This window comes from Mycobacterium sp. ACS4054 (assembly GCF_001667275.1).
Lineage (GTDB): Bacteria > Actinomycetota > Actinomycetes > Mycobacteriales > Mycobacteriaceae > Mycobacterium.
On the sequence record NZ_LZHV01000037.1, the window covers coordinates 1 to 5,419 of the forward strand.

At 71.0% G+C, this 5,419-nt stretch carries 5 protein-coding genes; 2 read left to right on the forward strand and 3 right to left on the reverse strand.

From position 1 onward, the window contains the following. Positions 1-277: 277 nt before the first annotated feature. Positions 278-1,510 carry an MFS transporter gene (locus A5730_RS08555; RefSeq protein WP_067898307.1) on the reverse strand — a complete coding sequence of 411 codons (1,233 nt, stop codon included), beginning with the start codon at positions 1,508-1,510 and terminating at the stop codon, positions 278-280. Between the two features lie 134 nt (positions 1,511-1,644). Then, on the reverse strand, positions 1,645-1,935 hold the full coding sequence (locus A5730_RS08560) for a metal-sensitive transcriptional regulator (protein ID WP_055401119.1): 291 nt from the start codon (positions 1,933-1,935) through the stop codon (positions 1,645-1,647). A 69-nt stretch (positions 1,936-2,004) separates the two neighbouring features. Here A5730_RS08560 and ilvD point away from each other — a divergent pair, with 69 nt between their 5' ends. Continuing rightward, positions 2,005-3,720 carry a dihydroxy-acid dehydratase gene (ilvD, locus tag A5730_RS08565; protein WP_067898310.1) on the forward strand — a complete coding sequence of 572 codons (1,716 nt, stop codon included), beginning with the start codon at positions 2,005-2,007 and terminating at the stop codon, positions 3,718-3,720. A 37-nt stretch (positions 3,721-3,757) separates the two neighbouring features. Here the strand turns inward: ilvD and A5730_RS08570 are convergent, their stop codons facing one another. Next, the gene (locus A5730_RS08570; RefSeq protein ID WP_067898312.1) at positions 3,758-4,198 is read right to left on the reverse strand and encodes an SPW repeat protein; all 441 of its coding nucleotides are present in this window, start codon (positions 4,196-4,198) and stop codon (positions 3,758-3,760) included. Positions 4,199-4,357: 159 nt separating this feature from the next. Here A5730_RS08570 and A5730_RS08575 point away from each other — a divergent pair, with 159 nt between their 5' ends. Next, positions 4,358-5,341, forward strand: coding sequence for a nitronate monooxygenase (locus A5730_RS08575; RefSeq protein WP_067898316.1), 984 nt, complete (start codon positions 4,358-4,360; stop codon positions 5,339-5,341). Positions 5,342-5,419 lie beyond the last annotated feature (78 nt).

The following is a 5,419-nucleotide window of genomic DNA, read 5'->3' on the forward strand; positions in this document are numbered from 1 at the left end:
GGGCCGGGCGGGGCGCCCCCCCCGCCCGGGTCACCCGGGGCCGGGTCCGGATCCGCCAGCGCCGGAGCCGCGCTCAACACCAGGGACAAACCCACGACAGAAGCCAATCCGGCGGCGTTCAGGGCGGCCAACAGCCGCCCGCGCGTCCAGCCCGACATATGCATCCCTCCACGCTCGAGTTCCTGACACAGTGTGGCATAGGGGGCACGCCAGCTAACAAATTCGGGCCCGCGCGGCGGCCGTTCAAGCGGGCGATTACGCCGCCTGAGCTGGCCCGCTATGAATCCCGTGAGCTTGTCGGCGCAACGTCCAGCGCCTGCCGGTTGGCCGCCGCGCCGACCAACGCGGCGGCCATCAACCCGGCCGACGCGGCCAGCATGAGGACCACGCTGCGCTCGTACAGCAGCCCACCCACCAGCGCGCCCGCCATGATGCCGACCTGGAACGCCGTGACGTAGAGGCCCGACGCCCCGTCGGGATCGTCGGCCCCGCTGCGCATCGCCGCCGACTGCATCATCGGCGAGACGGCGGTGGCCATCGCCCCCCAGAGCACGATCGCGGCCGTTCCGATCAGGGCCGCCGCCGCGGCGGGCCGGCCGCCGACGGCCAGCGCGGTCAGCACGACGAACACCGCCGTCAGCCCGGCCATGCAACCGATGATGGCGCCCTTGGGCCTGCGGTCCAGCGGCCGCGCCACCACGCCTACGGCGATCACCCCCGCGGCGCCGTAGGCGGCCAGCACCCAGGCCAGGTTCGGGCCGCGCACGCCGACGACCTCCCGGATGATCTCCACGATGTAGGTGTAGGAGACGAAATGCCCGGTCACGCCGACCATGGTGATGACGCTGACGACGATCAGCCGGCGGTTGCGGTGGTGGCGGGCCCGCGGGCCAACGCACATGAGCTGGTCGGCGGTCAGGACCATCTCCGGCAGCAGCACCCGGGCGGCCACCGTGACGAGGGCGGCCGCCACGGTCACGCAGACCACCGCCAGCCGCCAGCCCCACATCAGGCTCATCGCCGCCGTCAGCGGGCTACCCAGGACCAGCGCCAGGCTGGTCCCGACGTAGATCGACATCGTGGCGCGGCCGGCGTGGCTCGGCGGCACCAGCCGCGTCGCGATCGGGGCGATGACCGACCACAGCAGCCCGTGGGTGATCGCGCAGAGCACCCGCCCGGCGGCCAGCACCGCGAAATTGGGCGCCAGCGCCGAGATCAGCTGCGACACGGTCAGGCAGGTCAGGCTTGCCACCAGCACCCGCCGGCGGGGCAGGTGCGCGGTCCAGCGCACCAGCGGGATCGTGGTCAGGGCCGCCACCAGCGCGTACCAGGACAGCAGCGTGCCCACCAAGACCAAGCTGACGTGCAGGTTGCGGGCGATCGCCGGCAGCGCGCCGACGGGCAGGATCTCGGCGGTGACGTAGGTGAAGGCCGCCGCGGCCAGCACAGCCAGCTGCGCCGCGATCCGTGGCGTCCACGTTCGCGCGGCGGTTGCGGTTTCGGCAGTCATCGGGTCGGTATCGGCCGGGCTACCCAATTCTTGGGTTGTCGCGCCTAATGCGATCACACTGCCTTACCGTACGGACCGCAACTACGGCTCCCCCATTGTCAGGGCCGCAAGCCGGGTCTCAACTCGATCACCGATCAGGAACGAACCAGGCGCGCGATGGCGGCGGAGGCCTCGGCGAGCTTCTGGTCGGCGTCGTCCCCGCCCTCGGCCACGGCACGGGTGACGCAGTGATTGAGGTGCTCGTCGAGCAAATTCAGGGCGACCGACCGCAGCGCGCTGTTGACGGCGCTGATCTGGGTGAGCACGTCGATGCAGTACTTGTCGTCTTCGATCATCCGCGCGATCCCGCGCACCTGGCCCTCGATGCGCCGCAGCCGCTTGGCGTAGTTGTCCTTGTCCTGCGAATATCCGTGTGCCGTCGTCACCCCACCAGCTTATACCCCATCGGGGTATCCCGCGTTCGGTTGGTCATGGCGGTCCCGCATACTTGAGCGATGGCCCCCACCAGCGATTCGACTTCGACGGTCGACATCAAACCCCGCAGTCGTGACGTCACCGACGGCCTGGAGAAGGCCGCGGCCCGCGGCATGTTGCGGGCGGTAGGCATGGGTGACGAGGACTTCGCCAAGCCGCAGATCGGGGTGGCGTCGTCGTGGAACGAGATCACTCCCTGCAACCTTTCGCTGGACCGGCTCGCCAAGGCGGTCAAGGAAGGCGTGTTCGCGGCCGGCGGTTACCCGCTGGAGTTCGGGACGATCTCGGTGTCCGACGGCATCTCGATGGGCCACGAGGGGATGCACTTCTCGCTGGTCTCGCGCGAGGTCATCGCGGACAGCGTCGAGACCGTGATGCAGGCCGAACGCCTGGACGGCTCGGTGCTGCTGGCCGGCTGCGACAAGTCCCTGCCCGGGATGCTGATGGCGGCCGCCCGCCTGGATCTGGCGGCGGTGTTCCTCTACGCGGGATCCATCCTGCCCGGGCGGGCCAAGCTGTCCGACGGCACCGAACGCGAGGTCACCATCATCGACGCGTTCGAGGCGGTGGGCGCCTGCGCGCGCGGCTTAATGTCCCGCGAGGACGTCGACGCCATCGAGCGCGCGATCTGCCCCAGCGAGGGTGCGTGCGGCGGCATGTACACCGCCAACACGATGGCCAGCGCCGCCGAGGCCCTCGGCATGTCGTTGCCCGGCAGCGCGGCGCCGCCGGCGACCGATTACCGCCGCGACGGGTTCGCCCGCCGCAGCGGCCAGGCCGTCGTCGAGCTGCTGCGCCGCGGCATCACCGCCCGCGACATCCTCACCAAGGAGGCCTTCGAGAACGCGATCGCGGTGGTGATGGCCTTCGGCGGCTCGACCAACGCCGTGCTGCACCTGCTGGCGATCGCGCACGAGGCCGACGTCGACCTCTCGCTCGACGACTTCAGCCGGATCGGGTCCAAGGTGCCCCACCTGGCCGACGTCAAACCGTTCGGCCGCCACGTCATGTCCCACGTCGACCAGATCGGCGGCGTGCCGGTGGCGATGAAGGCGCTGCTGGACGCCGGCCTGCTACACGGGGACTGCCTGACCGTGACGGGGCAGACGGTCGCCCAGAACCTGGCCGCGATCGACCCGCCCGACCCGGACGGCAAGGTGCTGCGGGCCCTGGACAATCCCATCCACCCGACCGGCGGCATCACCATCCTGCGCGGGTCGCTGGCGCCCGAGGGCGCGGTGGTCAAGTCGGCCGGCTTCGACTCGCAGGTGTTCGAGGGCACGGCAAGGGTTTTCGACGGCGAGCGTGCCGCGCTGGACGCCCTCGAGGACGGGACGATCGCCGCGGGCGACGCCGTGGTGATCCGCTACGAGGGCCCCAAGGGCGGCCCCGGGATGCGCGAGATGCTCGCCATCACCGGCGCGATCAAGGGCGCCGGCCTGGGCAAGGACGTGCTGCTGCTGACCGACGGCCGCTTCTCCGGCGGGACGACCGGCCTGTGCGTCGGCCACATCGCACCCGAGGCCGTCGACGCCGGGCCGATCGCCTTCCTGCGCGACGGCGACCGGATCCGCCTGGACGTCGCGAACCGCGTCCTCGACGTGCTCGTCGATCCGGCCGAATTCGGTTCCCGGCGTGAGGGTTTCACGCCCCCGCCGGCGCGCTACAAGACCGGCGTACTGGCCAAGTACGTCAAGCTGGTCAGCTCGGCGGCGATCGGCGCGGTGTGCGGCTAGCGCCGATCACCGTCCACCGCAAGGGATTTGGGGAGATCTAGGCGCGGGTGGCCGCCTCGCGGGTGCGCCTGCCGAAGTAGGTGGCGTGCAGGCCCAACACGGTCATCAGCACTCCCGCGACGATGTTCGACCACATCATGCCGGCGCTGAGGGCAACGCCCGGCAGGATCCACAGCGAGACGACGACCCACAGACCGAGCACCGGCATCGTCCAGGTCAGGCCGTGGGCGCGGTCGAGCGCCGTGGCGAACCCGTACGCCAAGAACGCCGCCGCGATCCCGACGATCAGGTCGGAGGTGGCCAGCGATCCCGTCGCGCCGAACCCCACCAACCACGGCGACGCCGCCACGTACAGGCCCGTCAACAATGCCAGGCCGAAGGTGACGTGCGCACTCATCGACTCGGCCACGCGGTCATAGCTCGCGCGCAGAGCCAACAAATCCGGGTGGTGATCGATTGATGAATGGACTGTACTCATTTTGTGACCTTTCTGTTATGCAGCAAGCCTTTTGGGCTCTCTGCACCCATCCATCTGACGTCAAGATTACGCGCGATGTGCGCGGGCCAGCAACGAAATCCGGGGCGGTCCGCAGTGCACCGCCGCGCCCGATTGACCGCCCGCGTAGCGTCGTAAGACATGGACATCGCGGACCGTCTGCGCATCGACGTCCCGGTGGCGCAGGCGGGCATGGGCGGGGGCCTGGCGGGCGCGGCGCTCGCGGCCGCGGTGGCCGAAGCGGGCGGCCTGGGCACCCTCGGCCTGGCCACGCCGCGCCAGCTGCGCGCCTGCATCGCCGAGGTGCGGGAGCGGGCGCCGGGCCGCCCGGTCGCGGTGAACCTGTTGATGCCCTTCGTGCATCGCGCGCACGTCGCGGTCTGCGTCGACGCCGGAGTCGATGTCGCCGTGCTGGCGTTCGGTGAAAAGCGGGGCCTGGTCCAGCACCTCCGCCACGCCGGCATCTTCGTCTTCGTGATGGTCGGCACCGCGGCGCAGGCGAGCGCCGCGATCGGTTGGGGCGCTGACGGTTTGATCGCCCAGGGCCGCGAGGCCGGCGGCCACCTCGTCGGAACCATGCCGGCGCTCGACTTTCTGCCGCAGGCACTGGCCGCGGCCGGCCACCGGCCCGTGTTCCTCGCCGGCGGGATCGCCACCGGCACCGACACCCGCGCCGCCCTGACGGCGGGCGCGGCCGGGGTCGTCGCCGGGACGCGGTTCCTGATGACGCACGAAGCAAACGCCAACCGCGAGTACCAACGGCGAGTGGCCAACGCGGACAAGACAATCGAGACCAACCTGTTCGGCCTGAGCTGGCCGCTGCGCCATCGGGTGGTGCCCAACGCCGCGACGCGGCGCTGGTGCCGGGACGACGGCCGGGCCAAGGCGTTGCCGGCGGCGATCAACGCGGCGAGCCGCCCGCTGGCCGTGTTGGGCTACTTCGACGCCGCCAAACTGATGCGCCTGCAGTCGCCGGCCCGCCCGTTGCTCACGCCGCTTGCGCCGCTCGCCGCGACGCCGGATGCCTGGGTCGACCACGCGGCGCTCTACGCCGGCGAAACCGCGCTGCGCATCGCCGAACTCACCTCCGCCGCGCGGGCGGTCGCCGACCTGCGCCCGCGCTAGCTGTACTCGGCCAACAGGTTGGTAGCAGGCGTGTCGGCTTGATGTGAAGAGAACCCCCGGGTGGGGTGTGGCTTGTCG

Coding starts and splice junctions, on each gene's coding strand:
- A5730_RS08555 (WP_067898307.1), bottom strand. CDS start 1,510: ATGACTGCCGAAACCGCAACCGCCGCGCGAACGTGGACGCCACGGATC.
- ilvD (WP_067898310.1), top strand. CDS start 2,005: ATGGCCCCCACCAGCGATTCGACTTCGACGGTCGACATCAAACCCCGC.
- A5730_RS08570 (WP_067898312.1), bottom strand. CDS start 4,198: ATGAGTACAGTCCATTCATCAATCGATCACCACCCGGATTTGTTGGCT.
- A5730_RS08575 (WP_067898316.1), top strand. CDS start 4,358: ATGGACATCGCGGACCGTCTGCGCATCGACGTCCCGGTGGCGCAGGCG.